The sequence below is a fragment of the Mycolicibacterium psychrotolerans genome (genome assembly GCF_010729305.1).
Lineage (GTDB): Bacteria > Actinomycetota > Actinomycetes > Mycobacteriales > Mycobacteriaceae > Mycobacterium > Mycobacterium psychrotolerans.
In genome coordinates this window covers 5,274,825-5,294,760 of the sequence record NZ_AP022574.1, presented here as the reverse complement: position 1 = coordinate 5,294,760, position 19,936 = coordinate 5,274,825, and the positions used below count along the sequence as shown (strand labels likewise).

General features: G+C 66.0%; 9 protein-coding genes. 8 read left to right on the top strand and 1 reads right to left on the bottom strand.

The features are described from left to right. Window positions 1-70: 70 nt before the first annotated feature. The 5 genes from secA (at window position 71) to G6N45_RS25485 (ending at window position 13,314) form a co-directional block, all read left to right on the top strand. Window positions 71-2,572 carry a preprotein translocase subunit SecA gene (secA, locus tag G6N45_RS25505; protein WP_163726455.1) on the top strand — a complete coding sequence of 834 codons (2,502 nt, stop codon included), beginning with the start codon at window positions 71-73 and terminating at the stop codon, window positions 2,570-2,572. Window positions 2,573-2,661: 89 nt separating this feature from the next. Next, window positions 2,662-5,853, top strand: coding sequence for an adenylate/guanylate cyclase domain-containing protein (locus tag G6N45_RS25500; RefSeq protein WP_246228798.1), 3,192 nt, complete (start codon window positions 2,662-2,664; stop codon window positions 5,851-5,853). Then, complete coding sequence (locus G6N45_RS25495; RefSeq protein WP_163726452.1) at window positions 5,850-9,035, top strand: ATP-binding protein; 3,186 nt, start codon at window positions 5,850-5,852, stop codon at window positions 9,033-9,035. The genes G6N45_RS25500 and G6N45_RS25495 overlap by 4 nt, the downstream gene beginning before the upstream one ends. 37 nt (window positions 9,036-9,072) lie before the next feature. After that, entirely contained in the window at window positions 9,073-9,879 is an 807-nt protein-coding gene (locus G6N45_RS25490; protein ID WP_163726449.1) for a 1-acyl-sn-glycerol-3-phosphate acyltransferase, read from the top strand. 300 nt (window positions 9,880-10,179) lie between these two features. Further along, the gene (locus G6N45_RS25485; RefSeq protein ID WP_407664248.1) at window positions 10,180-13,314 is read left to right on the top strand and encodes an ATP-binding protein; all 3,135 of its coding nucleotides are present in this window, start codon (window positions 10,180-10,182) and stop codon (window positions 13,312-13,314) included. A gap of 77 nt (window positions 13,315-13,391) precedes the next feature. Here G6N45_RS25485 and G6N45_RS25480 read toward each other — a convergent pair whose 3' ends face one another. Beyond that, a complete protein-coding gene (locus G6N45_RS25480) occupies window positions 13,392-14,852 on the bottom strand; it encodes an alpha/beta hydrolase (RefSeq protein ID WP_163726446.1) in 1,461 nt (486 codons plus the stop codon). A gap of 838 nt (window positions 14,853-15,690) precedes the next feature. Between G6N45_RS25480 and G6N45_RS25475 the strand changes: the two genes are divergently transcribed. From G6N45_RS25475 to G6N45_RS25465, 3 genes are all read left to right on the top strand, one after another. Then, the gene (locus tag G6N45_RS25475; protein ID WP_163726443.1) at window positions 15,691-16,566 is read left to right on the top strand and encodes an LLM class F420-dependent oxidoreductase; all 876 of its coding nucleotides are present in this window, start codon (window positions 15,691-15,693) and stop codon (window positions 16,564-16,566) included. Window positions 16,567-16,994: 428 nt separating this feature from the next. Continuing rightward, entirely contained in the window at window positions 16,995-17,993 is a 999-nt protein-coding gene (locus G6N45_RS25470; protein WP_197746855.1) for a medium chain dehydrogenase/reductase family protein, read from the top strand. A gap of 14 nt (window positions 17,994-18,007) precedes the next feature. Further along, the gene (locus tag G6N45_RS25465; RefSeq protein ID WP_163726440.1) at window positions 18,008-19,807 is read left to right on the top strand and encodes a glycoside hydrolase family 15 protein; all 1,800 of its coding nucleotides are present in this window, start codon (window positions 18,008-18,010) and stop codon (window positions 19,805-19,807) included. The last annotated feature ends 129 nt before the right edge of the window (window positions 19,808-19,936 follow it).

Here is a 19,936-nt window from a genome sequence, read left to right as displayed (position 1 = left end):
CGGAGCGACGGCGGGTACGGCGACCGGTCGCTGGCGCGCCGAAAATCCGGCCGGTTCGAGGACACCTCAGGTGTTGGCTGATGTCCTCCGCCTCGGAGAAGGCCGTATTATCCGGCAGCTCAGTGGGATTGCCGACTACGTCGACACCCTGTCCGGCGCCCTGGAGAAGCTGACCGACGCTGAATTGCGGTCCAAGAACGACGAATTCAGGCGCCGCACCGCCGACGGGGCCGACCTTGACGCCGTGATGCCAGAGGGATTCGCGGTGGCCCGTGAGGCCGCCTGGCGAGTACTCGGCCTGCGCCCCTACCACGTACAGGTCATGGGCGGTGCCGCTCTGCATTTCGGCAACATCGCCGAGATGATGACCGGTGAAGGGAAGACGCTTGCATGTGTGATGCCCGCCTACCTCAACGCGATCGGCGGCGACGGAGTGCACATCGTCACCGTCAACGATTACCTCGCCAAGCGCGACGCCGAACAGATGGGGCGGGTGCACCGCTTCCTGGGGCTCAGGGTCGGAGTGATCCTGGCCGACATGAAGCCTGACGAGCGGCGTGCCGCTTACGCCGCCGACATCACTTACGGCACCAACAACGAATTCGGATTCGACTACCTGCGCGACAACATGGCGCATCGCAGAGAAGATCGCGTGCAGAGGGGGCACCGCTACGCCATCGTCGACGAGGTCGATTCGATCCTGATCGACGAAGCACGCACCCCGCTGATCATCTCCGGCCCGGCCGACGACGCCTCGCACTGGTACGCCGAATTCGCACGTCTGGTCGCACTGATGACGAAGGACACTCACTATGAGGTGGATATCCGCAAACGCACCGTCGGCGTGCGTGAGGCCGGGATCGCGCTGGTCGAGGACCAACTCGGCATCGGAAACATGTACGAGGTCGCCAACGCGTCGCTGGTGGGCTACCTCAACAATGCGGTGCGCGCCAAGGAACTGTTCCACTGCGATGAGGACTACATCGTCACCCCCGAAGGGGAGGTGCTGATCGTCGATGAGTTCACCGGCCGGGTGCTGGTCGGCCGGCGCTACAACGAAGGCCTGCATCAGGCGATCGAGGCGAAAGAGGGTGTGGAGATCAAGGCCGAGAACCAGACGCTGGCCACGATCACGCTGCAGAACTATTTCCGGATCTACCACAAGCTCGCCGGCATGACCGGCACCGCGCAAACCGAGGCGTCGGAGTTCCGCGGCATCTACCGGCTGGGCGTCATCACCATCCCGCCGAACAGACCCATCGTGCGGCGCGACAAGCCGGACGTGGTCTACAAGTCCGAACTGGCGAAGTTCGATGCGGTCGTCGAGGACGTCGTCGGACGGCACGCCGCAGGGCAACCTGTGCTGATCGGCACCACGAGCGTGGACAAGTCGGAGTACCTGTCCCGTCGCCTCACGGAGCGACGGATACCGCACACGGTGCTCAATGCCAAACACCTGGAGCAGGAGGCGGCCATCGTCGCCGAGGGCGGCAGGCGGGGCGCGGTGACTGTCGCCACCGATATGGCAGGTCGCGGCACCGACATCATGCTGGGCGGCAACGTCGACTTCCTCACCGATAAGCGGCTTCGTGCACGCGGTCTCGACCCGGTGCAGAAGCCCGATGACTACGAGGCGTCCTGGCAGGAGGAGCGGCCCAGAGTCAAGGCGCAATCGGCCTCGGAGGCAGAGGAAGTCACGACTCTTGGCGGCCTCTACGTCGTAGGCACCGAACGTCACGAGTCGCGTCGCATCGACAACCAGCTTCGCGGCCGGTCGGGCCGTCAGGGCGACCCGGGCGAGACGCGGTTCTATCTCTCCCTCGGTGACGAGCTGATGCGCCGGTTCAGCACCGTGAACTTGGAGAAGCTGATGTCACGGTTGAAGATGCGCGATGACGAGCCGATCGAATCGAACATGGTCACCCGGGCGATCGTCAGCGCCCAAACACAGGTCGAGCAGCAGAACTTCGAGACGCGAAAGAGCGTGGTGAGGTACGACGAGGTGCTGGATCAGCAGCGCAAGGTCGTCTACGCGGCACGCTCACGCATCCTCGACGGCGAGGATCTGCACCGCCAGATCCACGACATGTTGCTCGAGGTCGTCACCGCGTACGTCACGGAGGCCACTGCCGAGCGCCGCGCCGTCGACTGGAACATCGAAGCCCTGTGGACGGCGCTGCGATCGCTGTACCCCGTCACTCTGGACCGTGAATCCCTGCCCGCCGGTAGTCGATCGAACCGAAAGAAACTGCTGGAGGAGGTGATTCGGGATGCCGAGCAGGCTCTGGAGCGTCGCGAAGCCGAGATCGAGGAGCAGGTGGGGGAGGGGTCGATGCGGCGGCTGGAGCGTGACATCCTGCTCGACGCCATCGACGGGAAGTGGCGCGAGCACCTCTACGAGATGGATTACCTGAAGGAAGGGATCGGGTTGCGGGCGATGGCGCAGCGCGACCCTGTGGTCGAGTACCACAGCGAGGGGTACGACATGTTCGTGCGCATGATCGAGGCGGTGAAGGAGCAGTGCATCCGGTCGCTGTTCCATACCGCCATCGCCACTGGAAGGGCCGAGTGAGCCGGACGCGCGTCAGCCGACGATGAGCCACTGCCGGGAGACGGGGCCAAACGGCTGACACGGCGCACCGGTGGTGTCACGCTACTGACGTGGACGCAAACGCGGGCGGCCACAGCGCTGTGCATGCGCTGAAGCCGTCCTGTGAGGCGTGCGGCACGCAGTTGAGCGCGACCGCAAAATTCTGCAGCGAGTGCGGAGCACCCGCCGCGCACGGCACCCCGTCGGCGGAGTACAAGCAGGTGACGGTGCTCTTCGCCGATGTGGTGCATTCGATGGACCTCGCCGCGGCGGTCGGCGCCGAGCGACTCCGGGACATCATGGCGGAATTGGTCGTCGCGGCGAGCGCGGTGGTCCAACGCTACGGCGGCACCGTCGACAAGTTCACCGGCGACGGTCTGATGGCGTTGTTCGGCGCTCCGGTGGCTCTGGAGGATCACGCCGTGCGCGCCTGCCTGGCTGCCCTCGAGATTCAGGATGCGGTGAAGCGTCTCGCCGTCGATGTCCGGCACCGCGACGACGTCGATTTGGAACTTCGGATCGGACTCAACTCCGGTCAGGTGATCGCCGGTGAGATCGGCTCCCACACTTTGGGTTACACGGCGATCGGCGAGCAGGTGGGGATCGCTCAGCGGATGGAGTCGATCGCTCCGCCGGGCGGGGTGATGCTCAGCCATTCCACCGCACGGCTGGTGGAGCATGCCGCCGTCCTGGACGAGGAGGAATTGGTACGCGTCAAGGGACTCCGTGATCCGATCCCTGCGTGCCGGCTGCGGGGGATCCGAGGGACGCACGGCCGGCTCCCGCGGCAGGAAACGACGTTGGTGGGGCGTCAACGAGAAGTCGCTGCCCTGTCTGCGGCTCTCGACAGGGCGATCGTCGGCATCGGCGGTGTGGTCCAGATCGTGGGGATGGCCGGCGTGGGCAAGACGCGGCTCGTGCGGGAAACCGCCGCGATGGCCGGCCTCCGCAGCTTCGAGGTGGTAGCGACGTTCTGCGAGTCCCATGCCCGCGACCTCGCGTTCTACCCCGCCGCTGGTCTGCTGCGCGGACTGTTCGGCATCACCGGTGCCGAGGGCGCCGCTGCCCGAGAGCGGATACGGGATCTGCTTCCGTCTGCCGACCGTGAGGACCTCATCCTTCTCGACGACCTGCTCGGCATCGCGGGTGTCGACGCCCTTTCCGTCGACATCGATCCGGATGCCCGCCGGCGGCGGCTCATCCGGTTGGTCGACTCGGCGGTGCTGATGCGCATCACGCCGACTCTCTACGTCATCGAGGATGCCCACTGGCTCGACGATGCGAGCGAGTGGATGCTCGAGTGTCTGATCTCCGTTCTCCCGCGGACGAACTCGGTTGTTCTGCTCACCTATCGCCCGGAATACCGGGGTGCGCTCGCGCACACCGCGGACTCGGTGACGCTTGCTCTGGCACCGCTGGACGAGTCGGACACCGCGGTGCTCACCACGGAGATGTTGGGCGCAGACCCCTCGGTGACGCGTCTGGGCGCGCAGATAGCAGAGAGGGCGGCAGGCAATCCGTTCTTCGCTGAGGAAATGGTCCGCGACCTCGCGGAACGCCAGATCCTCGAGGGCGCGTGGGGTACGTACATATGCCGGGTGGAGTGCGGGGATGTCAGCGTGCCCGCCACGGTGCAGGCCACCATCTCCGCACGTATCGATCGCCTCGACACGGCGGCGAAGCGAACACTGAACGCGGCGGCGGTCATCGGTTCCAGATTCGAGGCCGACCTGCTGGACCGTGTCGCCGCGCCAACGGCGGTAGCGGCGCTCGTCGAGGCCGAGTTGTTGGAGCCGGTGGCAGCATTCCACTACGCGTTTCGCCATCCGTTGATTCGCGCGGTGGCCTACGAGTCGCAGCTGAGAGCGGATCGCTCTCTGCTGCACCGACGGGTCGCGGCGGCGATACAGCATCGGGATCCGTCCACGGTGGAAGAGAATGCCGCACTGATAGCCACACACCTCGAGGGCGCGGGGGACCTGCGGGAGGCCTATGACTGGTACATGCGGGCGGCGGCCTGGCTGACTAACCGCGACATCGCTGCGGCGCGCGGAATGTGGTCGCGGGCGCGAGATGTGGCCGACAGACTGCCCGACGATGACCCTGACCGCACGTCGATGGGTGTGACCCCCCGCATGTTCCTGTGTGCCTATGTCTGGTGCGTCAAAGGGGCGGGTGTCGCCGACAGTGGGCTCGACGATTTGCGTGAGCTCTGTGGCGTAACCGGGGATCCCGTGTCGTTGGCGATGGGTATGTCCGGCGTGCTCGTCTCGATGACACTCAACCACCGGCTCAACGAATTCCGCTCGATGGCACGGGAGTACATCGCCCTACTGGAGGCGATCGGTGATCGCACCCTGATCGTCGGGCTGCTCAACACCGTGACCCACGGGATATTCGAGGCGGGCGAGTCGGTCGAGACGCTGCGACTGGCCGAGCAGGTGATCGAGCTGGCCGACGGCGATGCGGTGTTGGGCAGCTTCTTCTTCGAATCGCCGTTGGCGTGGGCGATCGCGCTGCGGGGACTGGCGCGGTGCAGCCTCGGCCTACGCGGCTGGCGCGACGACCTGCGCGTCGCACTCGTGATGGCCCGCCGGGCCGGTGGTATGACGCAGGCTGCCGTAGCCACCTACGGCTACGGCGTGGCCCTGTTGAACGGCGTTCTGGTCGCTGATTCGGTCGTCCTGGAGCACACGGCCGAAGCTCTGCGGGCGGCTGAGCGATCCGGCAACGACGTCTCGCTCGCGTGGGCGCGCGTGATCCACGGAGTCGCGTCCGTTCGCATGCACGGCCCGGATCACGTGCCCGGCACAGAGCTGCTGACCCAGGGCCGCCGGCAAGCGTTCGAGCACGGTGACCTGCTCGTGGCGACAACCGCCGACATCCAGATCGCGGAGTGCAAGGCGCTCGCCGGAGATGCCGCCGGGGCCATCGACCTCGCTGCGGCGGCGGTCGAGCATCAGGTCGATCGCGGAAAGATGAGCTGCAGCGGTCCGGCGACCATGGTGTTGGTGCACGCGCTGCTCCAGCGCGGATCCCGGCAGGACCTCGACGATGCGCAATCCGCCATCGACCGTTTGTCCGCTCGCAGGGCCGATTCGGGATTCGTGTTCCACGACCTGCCGGTGCTGCGGCTGCGCGCACTGTTGGCCCAGGCTCAGGGCGACCTCACCGCCTACCGCGAGCATCGTGACCGTTACCGCACGATGGCGTCGGCCCTGGGCTTCGAGGGGCATATCGCGATGGCGCAGGCCATGTCATGACAGAGGGTTCAGTCCAGTCGAAGCCAGGGAACTCGTGCGCGGCCTGCGGCACGCCGCCAGGTCCGGCCGCGAAGTTCTGCAGCGAGTGTGGCGCACCACTGCGACACTCCGCCGCCTCGGCGGAGTACAAGCAGGTGACGGTGCTCTTCGCCGATGTGGTGCATTCGATGGACCTCGCCGCGGCGGTCGGCGCCGAGCGACTGCGTGAGATTCTTGCCGAGCTGGTGGGGCGTGCGAAGGCTGTGGTGCAGCGCTACGGGGGGAGGCTGGACAAGTTCACCGGCGACGGGATCATGGCGGTGTTCGGCGCGCCCGCGACTCTGGAGGATCACGCCTCTCGGGCATGCATGGCGGCACTGGAGATTCAGGATGCGGTGCAACGGCTGGCTGTCGACATCCGAGCGCGAGACGGGGTGGATCTGCGACTGCGGGTCGGGCTGAACTCGGGAGAGGTTGTCGTCGGTGAAATGATCTCGGCCGCAGTCGGGTACACGGCCATCGGCGAGCAGGTCGGCATGGCTCAGCGGATGGAGTCGGTGGCGCCGCCGGACGGGGTGATGCTCAGCGCTTCCACTGCACGGCTTGTCGTGGGCAATGCCAATCTCGCTGTGCCCGAGTCGGTGCAGATCAAAGGTATCGATGAACCGGTGCCCGCTCGGCGCCTGATCGGCATGCGCCAGGATCGGATCGTCACGCTTGCCGTGTCGGATCTCGTCGGTCGGTGTCGGGAGCTGAGAGCACTCGAAGCATCGCTGAACGGTGCCATCGACGGGGACGGCGCTGTATTGGGAGTGGTGGGCCCGCCAGGAATCGGGAAAAGTCGTCTGATGCACGAGCTTTCAGCCTCAGCGCTCACTCGCGGTCTCCAGGTGTTCACAGTCTTCTGTGAGTCCCACACCAGCCAGATCTCATTTCACGTGCTCACTCGCCTTCTGCGTGCGGCGACCGGAGTGGAAGGCTGTGAAGCCCGAACCGCTCGAGCCCTGTTGCGTGAGCGGTTCGCTGATGCGGACGCGGACGATCTGCTGCTCCTCGCCGACTTGCTGGGGATTGCCGACTCTGATGCAGCTGCGCCTCGGATAGATCCCGATGCGCGACGGCGACGGTTGACGGCTCTGGTGAGAGCTGCGTTGATGGCGCGGGAGGCCCCAGCGCTGTACATCATCGAGGATGTTCATTGGATCGACCAAGTCAGTGAGTCGATGCTGACCGAGTTCCTCGCGGTGGTCGCACAGACAACGTCGCTGGTGATCGTCACCTATCGCCCCGAGTATTCGGGAGCCCTTCTGCAGGGTGCTGAAATCTTGGCGTTGGAACCGTTGAGTGACGCCGAAGCTGCTGTGTTGGTGGCGCAGCTGCTCGGTCCGGACCCGTCGGTCGCCGACGTGTGCCGAATGATTCTCGACAAGGCCGCCGGCATACCGTTTTTCGCCGAGGAGATCGTGCGGGACCTGGCTGAGCGCGGTCTGTTGCGAGGAGAGGTGGGCGCATATCGGTCGTCGGTATCGGTTGGTGAGGTGAACGTGCCGCCGAGCTTGCAGGCGGTGATCGGTGCGCGCATCGACCGACTCGAGCCGACAGCCAAACGTGCACTGGCAGCAGCGGCAGTGGTGGGCTCACGATTCAGCGCGGACCTCCTCGCGCGGCTCGGCATCCAGCCGGAAGTCGACGATCTCATCACGGCCCAGTTCATCGACCGGGTCGAGGTCGCGGGACGACCCACGTATGTGTTCCACCATCCGCTCATCCGGGCGGTGGCGTACGAGTCGCAGCTCAGATCCGATCGCGCTCACATGCACCGTCGCGTGGCGGCCGTGCTTCAACAACTCGAACCCCACTCGGCCGACGAGAACGCCGGCCTGATCGCCGAACATCTGGAGGCCGCCGGTGACACGCGCGCCGCCTATGACTGGCACATGCGCGCCGCGAGTTGGGCGCGAGCCCGTGATGTCACCGCCGCACGACTGAGTTGGGAGCGGGCCCGAACGATCGCCGATGAGTTGCCGCCCGATGTTGTGGGCCGTGCTTCGTTGCGCGTCGCTCCTCGCACCATGTTGTGCGCGACGGCCTATCGAGTGCGTGCGCATGATGCAGGCGCCCGCTTCGCCGAACTGCGGCAGTTGTGCTCAGCCGTCGGAGACAAGCCGTCACTGGCGATCGCGATGGCCGGGCTCGTGATGGATCATGCGTACCAGGGCCGAATTCGTCACGCATCGCGGCTGGCATCGGAAGCCATGAACCTCATCGAATCGCTCGGCGATGCGACTCTCACGGTGGGACTGTCCTTCCCCGCGATCTACGCCAAGATCGAGGGCGGAGAATATTCCGACGTCTTGCGATGGTCACAACGAATGATCGACCTGGCCGACGGCGACCCGTTCGCCGGAAATTTCATCTTCGGTTCTCCGTTGGCGCTCGCCCACGCATCCCGCGCAATGGCGCGCTACTGCCTCGGTCGTCGCGACTGGCGCAGCGACCTTCGTCGCGGTGTCGCGATGGCCCACAACGCGGATCCTCTGACCTATGCCGCTGTCGTCGCTTGGGGCTACTTTCCAGGCATAGCGAATGGCGTGTTGTCCGCCGATGGCCGCGCGTTGCGCGAGATCGAGGACGCGCTCCGAATTGCCGAGCGATCCGGCAATGACATGGCGTTGGCCTTCGCCCGACTGCCGCTGGGTATCGCTTTGGTCCACCGCGGGACGGTTGCAGAGCGTGATCGCGGACAGGTTCTGTTGGCCGAAGTCCGCGACGCCTTCTCGAGTCAGCGACACAACCTGGGGGATCGCCCTCTCGTCGACGTGTACCTGGCACGGGAGTGGGCTCGGCGGGGAGACGGCGACGAGGCGCTTGTGCTGATGCGCGCCGCTGTCGACCTGCTGGCCCGGGAGGGTCAGCTGGCGGCGTGGGGCACTCCGACGACGGGTGTGCTGGTGGAAACCCTGCTCGGTCGCGCGGCCGATGGTGACCTCGCGGAGGCCGAGGCCGCGACCGACCGGTTGGCCGCCGCTCCGGCCGACGGTGAGCTGGTGTTACGTGACGTCTGGCTGCTGAAGCTACGGATGATGCTGGCGCAGGCGCGCGGTGAGCAGGATCGGTATTGCGACTGTCGGGATCGTTACCGCGCGAGAGCCGCAGAACTCGATTACGACGGGCATCGGACGTGGGCCGCGGCGATGCCGTGACCGTGATGCCGTCGGGTGGTCCGAAACAAGGGGGAACATGACATCGACTCCGGCAGTGGAGAAGTGGGACCCGAACGCGACGCGACGCGTCGTGGACCTCACCCGGCCGCTCGTGAAGACCTATTTCCGTTCGCAGGTAACGGGTTTGGAGCATGTGCCGGTGGGGCCGGCGCTGATGGTGTCCAACCACTCCGGCGGGTTGGTCACCTTCGACCTCTCGGTCTTCGCCGTCGACTACTACCGCACCTTCGGATACGCGCGACCGCTCTACGTCCTGGCGCACGACAACATGTTCCGGGGACCGATGGCCGGTTTCCTCGAGCGCACCGGCGTGATCCGGGCGACCCCGGAGAACGCCGCGGCAGCGTTGGCGAAAGGTGGTCTGGTACTGGTGTTTCCCGGCGGCGACTACGACGTGTACCGGCCGACGCGGCGCGAGAACGTCATCGACTTCGGCGGGCGTACCGGCTATGTGACCACCGCGATCCAAGCGGGCGTCCCCATCGTGCCGTCGGTGTCCATCGGCGGACAGGAGAACCAGTTCTACGTGGCCAGAGGCCGGCGGCTGGCCCGCGCCCTTCGGCTCACAGGGTTGGAGCGCAAACTGTTTCGAACCGACATCCTGCCGATCAGCGTCGGTTTTCCGTTCGGCCTCAGCATCGTGTTACCGATCAACATCCCCCTTCCGACGAAGATCGTCACTCGAGTGCTGCCGGCGATCGACGTCGTCGCGCAGTTCGGGGACGAGCCCGACATCGGCGAGGTCGATGAACATGTCAGGTCCGTCATGCAGGAGGGCTTGAACGAACTGGCCGCAAAGCGCCACTTTCCGATCCTCGGTTGAGCGTGACGGGTGGACGGACGGCCCGAAGGTCTTTAGCTCGAGCCGCCGCATTCACGCTGTGGGGCGCCAGAAACCCTGGAATCCCTGGTTCAGATTGGTCGTCCTGATCGGCGAGAGCTCGACGGAGTCACGGCCCTCGGCCGGCGATCAATATGGATGCCGGATCGCTGCCGGGCGTGTGGTTGCCATATGCCGGACAACGCCCGCCCCCGGTGAAAGACTATTGACGTGGCCGAGCCCCGGGGCAGTGGCGGCGCACTGGCAGCCGCTGCTCCTTGCTGTGGTTCGTGTGGCACAGAGGTGAGCGTGACGGCCAAGTTCTGTAGCGAGTGCGGCGCCTCAGTGCGGCCGGCCGGCCGGCCGGCGGAGTACAAGCAGGTGACGGTGCTGTTCGCCGATGTGGTGCGCTCGATGGACATCGCCGCGACGGTGGGTCCCGAACGGTTGCGCGAAATCATGGCCGAGCTGGTCGGTCGCGGCGCGGCGGTGGTGCGCCGGTACGGCGGCACGATGGAGAAATTCACCGGCGACGGGGTGATGGCGATCTTCGGCGCCCCGATTGCGTTAGAGGATCATGCGATCCGGGGGTGCTTGTCCGCGCTGGCCATCCAGGACGAGGCGAACCGGTTGGCGGCCGAGGTACAACGCCGCGACAGTGTGGATCTGCACGTGCGGGTTGGCCTGAATTCGGGCCGGGTGGTCGCCGGTGAGATCGGTTCGGGTGTGCGGGGCTACGCCGCGATCGGTGAGCAGGTGGGGTTGGCGCAGCGGATGGAGTCGGTGGCCCCACCGGGCGGGGTGATGCTCTCGGAGTCGACCGCGCGGCTGGTCGCGCTCACCGCAGTCCTCGCAGACACCGAGATGGTGACGATCAAGGGTAAGGACACACCGGTGCCGGCGCGTCGGCTGCTGGGGATCGAGCCTCGACACGCCCTCGTCGGGGGCGCCGAGGCGAGCCTGGTCGGCCGGCGTCCGGAAACAGCCGCCCTGGAGGCGATGGCGGACCGCATGCTCGGTGGCCGCGGTGGTGTGGTCAATGTGGTTGGAGCGCCGGGCATCGGTAAGTCCCGGCTGGCCCGCGAAGCCGCGGCGGCCGCGGCGGGTCGCGGGGCCGAAGTGTTTTGGGCCTTCTGCGAATCCCACGTCAGCGAAGTCCCTTTCGATGCCCTGAAGCGGCTGCTCCGCTCAGTGAGCGGGGTCGAAGGCGTTGACGGCCCGGCCGCTCGCGAACGGGTCCGGGAACACGTCCCGCAGGCTGACCCGCAGGACCTGCTGCTTCTTGATGACCTTCTCGGTGTCGCCGACCCCGAGGTGGCGTTGCCAGCGATCGACCCGGATGCGCGGCGGCGCAGGCTGACCGCTCTGATCAATAGTGCGATGCTGGCGCGCACCGCACCGGCGCTCTATATCATCGAGGACGCGCAGTGGATCGACACGGTGAGCGAGTCGATGATCGCCGATTTCCTCACCGTCATTCCGCGCACCGCATCGACGGTGCTGATCACGTCCCGCCCGGAATACCGGGGCGCGCTGACTCGAGTGCCCAGTAGTCAGACGATAACCCTTGCCCCACTGACGGATTCGGACACCGCGGTCCTTGTGGCCGACCTGCTGGGCGTAGATCCGTCGGTCAGCGAGCTGACGACGCTCATCGCCGACCGTGCCGCGGGGAATCCGTTTTTCGCCGAGGAGATCGTGCGCGAGCTGGCGCAGCGCGGCGTGCTGGCCGGCGAGCGCGGTGGCTACGCCTGTGACACGGATGTCGCGGACGTGAGCGTGCCTGCCACGGTGCAGGCGGCGATCGAGGCGCGCATAGACCGGCTGACCAACCCGGCCAAACGCATGTTGAGTGCGGCGTCGGTGATCGGCGCCCGCTTCGGGACGGAGCTGGTGTCCGCGTTGGGCATCGATGTGATGTTCGAGGAGTTGCTCACCGCGGAGCTGATCGATCAGGTGCGGTTCACCCCGAGCGCCGAGTACGCGTTCCGGCATCCGCTGATCCGCGCGGTGGCCTGCGAATCGCAGCTGAAATCCGATCGCGCACAGTGGCACCGGCGCCTAGCTACCGCGATCCAGGAACGCGAGCCGGGTTCGGTGGAGGAGAACGCGGCGCTGATCGCCGAACACCTCGAAGCCGCCGGCGAGGTGCACGCGGCGTATGGCTGGCACATGCGCGCCGGCGCATGGTTAACCGACCGCGATCTCGGGGCTTCCCGGGTCTGCTGGGAGCGGGCCCGCCGCATCGCCGACGCCCTACCCGCCGACCACCCCGACCAGCTAGCGATGCGCATCGCCCCCCGCACCATGCTGTGTGCCACCGACTTTTCCGCGCGGGCAGTCCAGGAAAGCCGGGGACACTTCGCGGAGCTGCGGGAGTTGTGCAGCGTGGCCGGGGACAAAGTCTCGCTGGTCATCGCCATGACCGGGCTGCTCACCGAGCTCTGCTACGCCGGGCGTACGGGTGAGGCATCGCAGCTGGCATCCGAACAGATGGCGCTGCTCGAGTCGATCGGCGACCCCACCTTGACCATGGGGTTGGCATTCGCAGCGTTGACCATGTGGGGCATTGCCGGTGAATTCGGCGAGATCTTGCGGTGGTCGCAAACCGTCATCGACCTGGCTGCCGGCAACCCCGCCAAGGGCGCCGGTTTTGGTTTTGGATCACCGCTGGCGGCCGCACTGGCATGGCGCGGCGCTGCTCGGTGGTGGCTGGGGCGTCCCGGATGGCGCCAAGACCATCATGACGCCGTCGCGATGGCCCGAAGCAGCGACCCGACAACCTTCGCCTGTGTCGTCGCCTGGACCTACGGTTTGGAAATACAGTTCGGGGTGCTTCGGGCCGATGACTCCGCGCTGCGCGCGAGCGAGGAGGCGATGCAGACCGCCGATGGGACCAGCAACAACGTCGCACTGACCATGGCCGAGTACACGCTGGGTGTCGCGCTGCTGAATCGGGATGCCGCGGCCGACCGTCGTCGCGGGCTGCAGCTGATGGTGCAGGCCCGCGACATCTGGCGTCAGGGTGTTCCCTACTTGGTTCCGGTCACCGAGCTGTGGGCCGCCCGGGAGCGGGCCACGCGCGGTGACCGCGATGGTGCCATTGCGGTGATGCGCCAAGCCGAGGACGAGCTGCACCAGACAGGATCGCTCGGGACGTATGCAGTTTGGGGCACCAGCGTTCTTGTGGAGACCCTGCTGGAGCGCGGTGCCGCGGTGGACGTGGCCGACGCCCAAAAGGCGATCGACCGGTTGGCGAACTGGCGAGCCGACGAAGGTTCGGCGATGCGCGAGATCACGCTGCTGCGGCTCCGGGCGCTGCTGGCCCGGGTTAGCGGCGAGGACGTCGCCTACCGGGACCTACTGAGTCGCTATCGCGCTATGGCGGATTCGCTTGGCTTCGAAGGACACATCGCGCAGGCCGCGGCTATGAAGTGAGGGCTGGCATCGACGCTTCGGCGGTTGAATTCTGGATTCTGGCCAGACAGCTAGATTTCGGTGGCAACGCGAGCCACTCACTGAGCGATGGCTAGCTGCCGATAAATATCTGGGAGAACGGCTCTCGTCTCGGGCAGTATCGGGTTTACCGCCCAAATATGTATTTCGCCTTCGCGCAGGATGAACGTGAAGTCAGCGCCCGGCGTCGCCAACGCCGTGTCTTGCAGGACAAGGCCGTCGGGCGCAAGGATCTCTAGGCTTCCGAAGTAGAGGGCGGTCGGCGGAAGCCCAGCCAGTGACCCGAAGAGGGGACTGACCAGCGGATCGGTGACATCGAGGCCCCCGGCCCAAACTTGCGCATTGTGGCGCACATGCGAGAAGAAGAGGCCCGAAAACACTGGGTCGTCGACAAATTGAATGGCCGGATTACTGAAGGTGAGATCGAGTGCCGGTGAAATCAGCACCATGTGCGACGGCACCGGGTTTCCGCGGCGCACCAACTCCTGCACTGCGGCGAGCCCTATGGTGCCGCCTAGCGAGTCGCCGTACACACTGACGTTCTCGGCCCCGCGCTGGTCGATGCCCGAGGAGATCAGGTCCGCGATGGCGGGCACGACGGTGCCGGCGGTGCCGCCCCGTGGCACCACCGAGTAGATGGGTACGACAACAGCGGCGCCGGTATTGCGTGCCATAGCGGCGTAATTGAGCCAATGGAAGAGGGTCGGCGGCCAAACGAATGCGCTGCCGGGGACCGCTACGACAGTCTTCTCCGACGTCGACTCGCAGGACTGCAGAGTCCACACCGACATCCCCTCGAACTCGTTGCGCTGCACTGTGAGCCCCCGCCTGATGAACCACGGCGGACGGTAATTCGATAACAGTCGTCCCGCCGGGGTCGTGATATCCACACCCAAGAGCTCCCCGACTGCACCGAGGACCCGATAGAACCCGGTGAAGACGCGGGACACGATCGACGGTTCACCGGTGAACATCGCCTGCGGCGTGGTGATATCGAGCGACGCATGTGCCACCAGGGCAGCCGGTGCCTGGCTGGGTACACGAACTTCACCGGTAATCACCGGGTCGATCAACTGGCTGGTGACAACGGTTGTGTCAGTGAGAAGTTCGGTGGGGGATTGCGTGGCAAGCGGCTCGATGGTGGTTAAAGGGCGCGAAAAGGCCTGCTCACTTTCGCGGCGCGCGAAGGCCAACAGTGTCCACGGCGTCGGCTCTGTTGCCGGTGTCGTCGGCGCGGGCGGGGCCTTCGTAGCCGTCGCAACTTCGGCGGTGAAGAACATCGTTGCGGACATGGAGACGGCGGCGGGCGCTGCGGCCGCGGGCTCGGTGATTTCTATTGACGGGGGGCCGACTGCCGTTGCGGCAGTGTCGAGCTCTTTTCGAACGATCACAGCAGTGTTACTCGACCGGGCGCCGGAAATGGAAGCAACGGCGTGCGTTGTGTCGGTGTCTGGGACTCCGGGTGGCTCGGTCGGCGCCGTCCACAACGGCGAGACCGCTTCCGTGTCGGCATACTTCATCGCCGCCGCGTCCGATGAACTTGCCGAGCGACCGGTGCGCGGGTATCCCGTGGCGACCACCGCGCGAGACGCGCGCGAACCCGATCGCCCGACCTCCTCCTCGAGCGCGCGACCGGTCTCGGTGGAGACAGCCGACGACGCGGGACCGTCGGAACTGCTCAGGGCAGTTCGGCCGGGCCTATTCGATCGACCCCTTAGACGACCATGTTGGCTTGACGTGGAGGAACTCGTTGCCGATGCATCCGGTGACCTTGCATTCGAGTGCCGCGACGAACTCGACGAAGATTCGTCGGACGCGGAGTTGGCGCTGGAATCGGCTGGCGCAGCCGAGGCCACCACGGGCGTATTGGCCAGCGCGATCCCGCCAGCCAGCGCGAGCGTCCACGCGCCAACGCGACCTATGTAGTTTGCGACGGTGCTCATCGTCGCTCCTCCAACCCGCCACTCGCGAACCGAGGACCACTTCGTCGGGTCGAGTTCCTGGTGTGGATTGTCGCTCACCCGCGGCGCGACGATCGCAGTAGCGAGCTACTGCGATCCCTCTCGGCTTAGGTGCCGCGACGTCGCCCAACAGGACTTGCCCGATGCCCAAGAGCGCCGACCGTTTGGCGAACTTGCCGGCAAAGGAGGGTCGCGCGTTGGCGGTCGAGCATGACTTCGAGGGACATGTGCAGTGGAGCGCGGCGGCGATGCCCTGACGGCTGTCATCCGGGGCAGCAGTGACCCGAGAGCGACGGCCGCGCCCTGTCCTGTTGCCGAGGACGGCCCTGGAAGGTCGTTAACGTATCGCAACCGGATCGTCGCTAGGGTGGATGAGCGGTGCTGACACGATGACCATGTGGTCAGCCTCGGGTTACACGGTCTGGGCATCGGTGCAGGAGCATCCCGGCCTGTGATCGATGCGGTCGCCGCGGCTGCCGAACGATCCGGCTTCGCAACGCTGTGGATCGGCGAGCATGTGGTCATGGTCGACGAGCCGTCCTCGAGATACCCGTACGACGCCGACGGCCGGATGGCGGTGCCGGCGGACGCCGACTGGCTCGATCCCCTGATCGCGTTGAGCTTCGCTGCGGCTGCCACTAACCGGATCGGGCTGGCCACGGGTGTGCTGCTGCTGCCCGAACACAACCCGGTCATCACCGCCAAGCGGGCGGCCTCGCTGGATTGCCTCAGCGGCGGTCGCCGGTTCTCCCTGGGTATCGGGGTCGGCTGGTCACGGGAGGAGTTCGACGCGCTGGGGGTGCCGTTCGCGCGGCGCGCGCAGCGCACCGAAGAGTATGTGGCGGCCATGCGCACTCTGTGGCGCGATGACGTGTCGACCTTCAGCGGCGAGTTCGTCTCGTTTGATCGCGTGCGCGTCAATCCCAAGCCGGATCGGCGATGCATACCGGTGATCTGTGGCGGCAATTCCGACGACGCTCTGCGGCGCGTCGCTGAGTGGGGAGATGGTTGGTACGGCTTCAATCTCGCCGACGAGGAGGAGGTCGCCGAGCGAGTGTCCCTGTTGCGCAGAATGTGTCGTGAACTCGGGCGCGACTTTCGTGATCTGAAGTTGTCAGTCTCCTTGAGCACGTCGGCCCGGGTGAACCTCGGCAAGCTGGACGACATCGGCGTGGACGAGCTGGTCGTGTTCGCCATGCCGCCTCATGACCCGATCGCCGCAGAACTATGGGTCGACGGTCTCGCCCGTCAGTACGCGGTCGGGTCCCACTGAAAGCTGCTATGCCGTCGGCCGCCAGAATTCCTGAAAGCCCTGACCGGCGTTCGACGTCCTGATCGGCGAGAGCTTGACGGGTTCGCCGGCCTAGGCGAACCGTTCATAACGGGACAGTCGTGAACAATGCCCGCAAGTTCCACCGGTGACTGAGCGCTCAACCCTCCCGTGCTCGTAGCTACGAAATGGCAATCCATAGGGGACGAATGGCCTTGACCGTTGGGACTTGGGACTCTGGCGCATAAGAGCGCTGAGGCAGACGGTGGGGGTGCTCGCTCGCAGTTCCCCTGAGCGTGGCAGGAGGCGGCCAATGCCTGTCAAGCGGTTCTCATCCACGTCGATGCGCTAGTTGTCCTTTCGATTCACAACACCTTTCGTGCACATCGGCACCTTATCGAGAAGGAGGTCGAGTCATGAAGCGTGTCATTGTGGACCATTTCGGCGGCCCTGAAGTTGTCGCCGTGGTCGAGGAGGACGATCCGCGACCAGGTCCGGGCGGGGTTCGCGTCCGAGTTCTGGCGTCGGGGGTGTCACTTAGCGATGCCCAAATGCGCGCCGGCACGTACCTGGGTGGTCCGAAGCCGCCGTTCACTCCCGGTTACGAACTCGTAGGTGTCGTCGACGAACTCGGCACGGAGTGCTCGAGGCTGCGTGTGGGGGAGCGGGTCGGGGCGCTGACGCAGTGGGGCGCCAACGCTGAGCGCGTCTGCGTACCGGAGAAATACGCGGTCGCCGTCCCCGACGACGTCGACCCGGCCGAGGTCCTCAGCCTGGTCTTCATCTACATGACCGCCTACCAGATGCTTCACCGCGCGGCGAAGGCGAAGCGCGGGGAGACGGTGCTGGTACACGGCGCGGCAGGCAGGGTCGGCACTGCGGTCCTCGAGCTCGCGGCCGCGGCCGGACTGCACGTCTACGGAACTGCTTCCGCTGACGACCGCGCTGCCGTCGAGCGGCTGGACGCGGTGGCAATCGATTACCGCCACGAGGACTTCCTGACTCGGGTGCGTGAGCTGACTTCAGACGGAGTGGACATCGCCCTCGACCCGTTCGGCGGCGCGACGGCGCTTCGCTCTTTCCGCGCATTGCGGCCCGGCGGAAGGCTTGTCATCTACGGCCGCCAGAACACCATCGTGCATGGGCGCAAGAATTGGCCAGGAGTATTCGAGTGGTACGCAGGTACCGCTATCGTCGCGGTTTGGGGATTGCTCTCGCCACGACGGCGGGTGCTCGCCTACCGGGTCCAGAAGCTCCGTATCGACCACCAGGACTGGTTTCGGGAGGATTTTCGCGCGCTGCTCGAGTTGCTTCGTGAGGGCAAAATCCATCCTGTCGTGGCCGAGCGCCTGCCTCTGTCCGATGCGCGTCGCGCACACGAGCTTCTCGAAACTGCTGCAGCGACAGGGAAACTGGTGCTCGTGCCGTAGAGGGGGGTCATTCGATGGCGCGCTATTTGCCAATCGCCGAACACGGTCTGATCGGCGACTTGCACACCGTCGCGCTGGTGGGCACCGATGGGACGATCGACTGGTTCTGCTGCCCGCGTTTCGACTCGCCGAGCGTCTTTGGGTCGATCCTCGACGCCAACCGCGGCGGCTTGTTCCGCATCTCGCCAGACTGCGAGGGCTGGGACTCCAAGCAGCTGTACCTGCTCGACACCAACATCCTCATCACGCGCTTCCTCATGCCTGACGGAGTCGCGGAGGTGCAGGACTTCATGCCGCCGCAAACCGCGGGGCCCGGTCGTCGTCAACGGATGATCCGGCGGGTACTCGCGGTGCGCGGGTACATGCAGTTCGTCGCCGACTGCGTCCCGCGCTTCGACTACGGCCGCGCAGGCCACGAGGTCGCGCTGACCGAGCACGGCGCAGTGTTCCGCTCTGCGGCGCTCGGCTTGAGCTTGTCCACGTGCCACTCGCTGGAGGTGGTCGACGGCGGCGATGTCCGCACGCAATTCGCCATCCGCGCCGGGGAGACGGCCACCTTCGTGCTCGAGCGCGTCGAACCTGGGGAGAAGCCGGTTCCGTACTCGGATGCCGACATCTCAGCCATGTTCGGCGAGACGGTGGCGTTCTGGCGGGGTTGGCTGCGCCGCTCGCGCTACGGCGGGCGCTGGCGAGAGATGGTGAATCGCTCGGCGCTCACGCTCAAGCTGCTCACCTATGCACCCACCGGAGCGATCGTGGCGGCCCCGACCACCAGCTTGCCCGAACAGCTTGGTGGGAAACGCAATTGGGACTACCGGTACACGTGGATGCGAGACGCCGCCTTCACGCTGTACGCGCTGCTCACGCTCGGGTTCACCGAAGAGGCCGGCGCCTTCATGAACTGGCTGCAGGGGCGCTTCCGCTACGCCGACCGCGAGTCCGGCCCGCTGCAGATCATGTATGGCATCGATGGGCGCGAGGACTTGCCGGAGGAGGAGCTGACGCACCTTGAGGGCTACCGGGGCTCGGGCCCGGTGCGCATCGGCAACGGGGCGGCGACGCAGCTGCAACTCGACATTTACGGCGAGCTGATGGACTCGATCTATCTGTGCAACAAGTTCGGGCTGCCCATCTACTACGACGGCTGGATGGACCTCACCCGCAACCTCGAGTGGCTGGTCGAGCACTGGGACCAGCCCGACGAGGGCATCTGGGAGATGCGCGGTGGCCGCCGGAACTACACATACTCGCGCCTGATGAGTTGGGTCGCGGTCGAGCGTGCGATTCGGGTGGCCCGTCAGCGCGGCCTGCCGGCCGACATCGCCCGCTGGAGTCAGGTCCGCGACCGCATCTACAACCAGATCATGGAGCGTGGCTGGAATTCACGGCGGCGGGCGTTCGTACAGCACTTCGACAGCGACGTGCTTGACGCCTCGCTATTGATCATGCCGCTGTGCAAGTTCATTGCGTTCACCGACCCACGTTGGATCTCCACACTCGATGCCATCACCGCCGAGCTGGTCTCCGACAGCCTGGTCTACCGCTACAACGTCTCCGCGTCACCAGACGGGCTGGTCGGTGAGGAGGCGACCTTTTCGATGTGTTCTTTCTGGTGGGTCGAGGCCCTCGCCCGGGCGGGGCGCCTCGACGAGGCGCGGTTGGCCTTCGAAAAGATGCTCACCTACGCGAATCACGTTGGCTTGTACTCGGAGGAGATCGGACCGACGGGCGAGCAGCTCGGCAATTTCCCGCAGGCTCTGACACACCTGGCGCTCATCAGCGCGGCCTACAATCTCGACCGCCAGCTTGGATGAGCGGCCACCTCAATCATGCCGTCGGACGCCAGAACCCCTGGAAGCCCTGGCTCAGATTGGTCGTCCTGATCGGCGAGAGCTTGACGGGGTCACCGGCCTCAACCGGATATCAATATGGGTGCAGACCGC

Coding starts and splice junctions, on each gene's coding strand:
- G6N45_RS25495 (WP_163726452.1), top strand. CDS start 5,850: ATGACAGAGGGTTCAGTCCAGTCGAAGCCAGGGAACTCGTGCGCGGCC.
- G6N45_RS25490 (WP_163726449.1), top strand. CDS start 9,073: ATGACATCGACTCCGGCAGTGGAGAAGTGGGACCCGAACGCGACGCGA.
- G6N45_RS25480 (WP_163726446.1), bottom strand. CDS start 14,852: ATGAAGTATGCCGACACGGAAGCGGTCTCGCCGTTGTGGACGGCGCCG.
- G6N45_RS25465 (WP_163726440.1), top strand. CDS start 18,008: ATGGCGCGCTATTTGCCAATCGCCGAACACGGTCTGATCGGCGACTTG.